At 65.1% G+C, this 3,475-nt stretch carries 3 protein-coding genes; all 3 read right to left on the reverse strand.

Annotated elements, in window-relative coordinates:
• A complete protein-coding gene (locus tag F0311_RS09325) occupies nucleotides 1-1,653 on the reverse strand; it encodes a cytochrome b/b6 domain-containing protein (protein ID WP_223881240.1) in 1,653 nt (550 codons plus the stop codon).
• The gene (locus F0311_RS18025; protein ID WP_223881241.1) at nucleotides 1,650-2,630 is read right to left on the reverse strand and encodes an electron transfer flavoprotein subunit alpha/FixB family protein; all 981 of its coding nucleotides are present in this window, start codon (nucleotides 2,628-2,630) and stop codon (nucleotides 1,650-1,652) included. The genes F0311_RS09325 and F0311_RS18025 overlap by 4 nt, the downstream gene beginning before the upstream one ends.
• Before the next feature lie 3 nt (nucleotides 2,631-2,633).
• A partial coding sequence (locus F0311_RS18030; RefSeq protein ID WP_317982591.1) for an electron transfer flavoprotein subunit beta/FixA family protein occupies nucleotides 2,634-3,475 on the reverse strand: 842 nt, incomplete at its 5' end.

Below are 3,475 nucleotides of genomic sequence, written 5' to 3' on the forward strand. Positions count from 1 at the left end.
TCAGCGGCTTATGCGGCCGAAGAGGGAGGCGATGGGTGCGATCAGTACTGCGCGGGTGGCTAGGGCTGCGGCGATGATCACTGCTAGGGAGAGGGTGAAGAGGAAGAACCCGGTCCAGTTGGTGGTCTCTTGGCCGGTGTAGATCAGGTTGAGGTTGCGCAGGGCGCCGGTGGCGAAGACCAGGATCACATGGATCAGGATGAAGGCGGTGAAGTAGATCATCACCGGGAAGTGCACTGCTCGGGCTGTTTCGACGGGGAAGGCTTTGTTCAGTGTCTGGTTGTTGGTTGGCCAGAGCCCGGACATTCGTATCCCGGTGGTGATGGCTAGGGGGGCGGCGATGAAGATGGTGGTGAAGTAGGCCAGTTCCTGTAAGGAGTTGTAGTGGGCCCATTCCCCGTGGGTGGGCCAGTCCAGGGAGGCGTATTGGATCCCGGCGGAGACCGCGTTGGGGAAGATTTCCCAGCTGGTGGGCACTACCCGTTGCCAGTAGCCGGTGGTGACCAGCAGGGTCACGAACACCACTCCGTTGAGCACCCAGAGCAGGTCCAGTACCTGGTGGGTCCAGATGGTGAGGCTGATTTTGCGTTTGGTGTTCCACCGTGGGGTCCAATAAGCCTGTGGGCGGGTTTCGGTGCGGATCTGGATGCCGGTTTTGATGATCAGGATCATCAGGAACGCGTTGAAGAAATGCGCCCAGTTCAGCCACCACGGATACCCGCCTGGGGCATCGGGTTGGGCGTACTGGCCGGGGTAGTCGGCCAGGAAACTGGTCCCGGTCTCGGTGCCCAGGAACCATTGGGCGCCGGCGACCAGCAGGGTGGTAAGGACGACGAGGCCGCCGGCACCGGTTCCTGCCAGCACACCCCACTGTCTGGTGGTGCGTCCGGCGATGGTGCGGGCTGGTTCAGTGCTGGTCCCGCCGGCGGGGAGACCCCGCTCGGCTCTCGGCTGAGGTGTGTCAGTCTTCAGGTCTGAAGGAACCGATGCAGTGTCCGGGGTGGGGGTCTTCGGCAGCCCGGGGGATGGGGCGGTGGTGTCCTTCGGGGCCGGCTGAGGCTCTTCGCTGGGGGCCGGGGCAGGGGTACTGTCCAGTCCGGTGCGGCGGGCAGGCTTGGTCCCAGCCGCTGGGGCCTGCCGGGCAGGTTTAGCCTCTGAGGCAGGCGGGGCGGAGGACTTATCCGTCTCAGCGGCACGGGCTTCGGCTTCAGCTTCGGTGCGGGGCAGGCCGCGGCGGCGGCCGGGCTTATCCGGAGGCAGGCCCACCACGGGGGGCTGGGGGGCCTCGGCCGGAGGTCCCTGCTGGGTACTGGCAGGTGCGCCTGTGCCAGGGGCCTCGGTGTTTTGGGCCACTGCCTCAGCCGGTGCCGGGGCTGCCGGAGCCTGCTGGGGCTGGCTGGTCCGGGCCGCTGCTTCAGCCTCTGTCCTGGGCAGGCCGCGGCGCCGGTGCGGTGCTGGTTCAGCACCGCTCTGCTGGGCCGGGGCACCGGCACCGGCCTTCGCACCTGAAGACTGCGTTACTACCGGTTCGGGTTCGGTGGGCACCGAGATTTCCGGGGCGGCCGGTGCGGGTTGGGGTCCGGCTGCCCGGGCGGCTGCTTCTTCCTCGGTGCGGGGCAGACCCCGGCGCCGGTGGGTGGGCTCTGGGGTCACTGGGCCTTGGCCTTGAGGGTTTCGATCAGCTGGGGCACGACCTCGAAGGCATCCCCGACGATCCCGAAGTCCGCGATATCAAAAATCGGGGCCTCAGGGTCTTTATTGATCGCCACAATAGTCTTCGCGGTCTGCATTCCGGCCTGATGCTGCACCGCCCCGGAGATCCCCAGTGCGATGTAGAGCTCAGGAGCCACCGTCACACCGGTCTGGCCTACCTGCAACGAATACGGGGCATATCCGGCATCGACTGCCGCACGGGAAGCACCCAACCCGGCACCGAGGGCATCGGCTAACTGCTCGGCTAGTTCGAAGCCTTCCTTCGAGCCCAGGCCCCGGCCCCCGGAGACCACGATCTTCGCTCCCCGCAGATCAGGACGTGTGGAGGCCTCCACATTCTCGGTGAATCCGGTCACCGACGCCGCCGCAGCCGAGACCGACTCCACCGGGTCCAACTGCTCAACCTGGGCAGCGGCAGCCTCAGCCCGGGCATCCACCGCACCCTCACGCAGGGTGATGATCAGGGTGCCATGGGTAGGGGCGGACTCGGTGGTGAATGCTGAGCCGTAGACCGAATGCTCAGCCACCACGCCTTCGGTATCCCGGTGGACGCCTACCGCGTCAGCAGCAACAGCGCTGCGGGTACGTACTGCCAGCCGGGCAGCAATGTCCCGGCCCTCAATGTCATGGGGAACCAGCACGGCCTCCGGGGAAACCTGCTCCCACGCAGCAGCGACTGCTCCTAAGGCAGGGGCAGACAGTTCTGTGGCGTCGTCGTCGTGCTCTGCGATAAAGACTTTCACAGCACCGAACTCACCGGCAGCCTGCGCAGCGGCCTGCCCCTGACCAACCGGGGCGCAGATCACCCCCACCGGGGCGCCTAACAGGCTCGCCGCGCCTAGCAGCTCAGCCGATGAGCCCACCAGCTCACCGGAGGGCAACACGGGAAGGAACACGAGAATGTTCTGCTCAGCCACGGTTCACACCACCTTCTTCTCGATCAGGTACTCACCCAGTTTGGCCCCGGCATCACCCTGGTCGGTGATCTTCTCCCCGGCGGTACGCGGAGGGGTCTCAGCCACCGAAAGCATAATCGAACGCGGCACATCAGCCCCGGCATCCACCCCCAGATCAGCCAGCGAGTACTTCTCCAAAGGCTTCTTCTTCGCCCCCATAATCCCCTTGAACCCAGGGAAGCGGGGATCGGGAAGCCGCTCAGTCACCGAGATCATCGCAGGCAACTGCGCCTGCACCGCCACCGTGCCGCCATAGCCTGCACGCTCACCAGTCACCGAGGACTCAGTAATCTGCACCGAATCCAAACTGGTGGCATGGGCAACCCCCAGATACTCAGCCACCATCGTAGGCACCAGCCCACCGGTCCCATCAGAGGAGACATCACCAGCAATCACCAGGTCATAGCCGATCTCCTCCACCGCCTTGGCCAACACCTCAGCGCTCAGACTCAGATCCGCACCGGCCAACCCGGGATCGACCACATGATGAGCCGAATCAGCCCCCATCGCCAAAGCCTTACGCAGAGTGGACTCCGCAGACTCCGGGCCCATAGACAGCAGAGCAACCTCCACACCTTCAGCGGACTCCGCATAAGAGACCGCCGCCTCCACCGCCCGGCCAGTAATCTCATCAAGGACCCGCTCACTGGCCTCACGATCAGCAAACCCAGTAATCAGATTCAGCCTGCGCTCCCCGTAGGAATCCGGCACCTCCTTAACCAACACCACAATCCTCATCATCAACCTCCTCACCTCTCCGCGCCCAGCGCCTCCAGCACTGCTGCAGCCACCTTGGCATCCTCTGC

It is taken from the genome of Nesterenkonia ebinurensis (genome assembly GCF_008711175.1).
GTDB classification, from domain to species: domain Bacteria; phylum Actinomycetota; class Actinomycetes; order Actinomycetales; family Micrococcaceae; genus Nesterenkonia; species Nesterenkonia ebinurensis.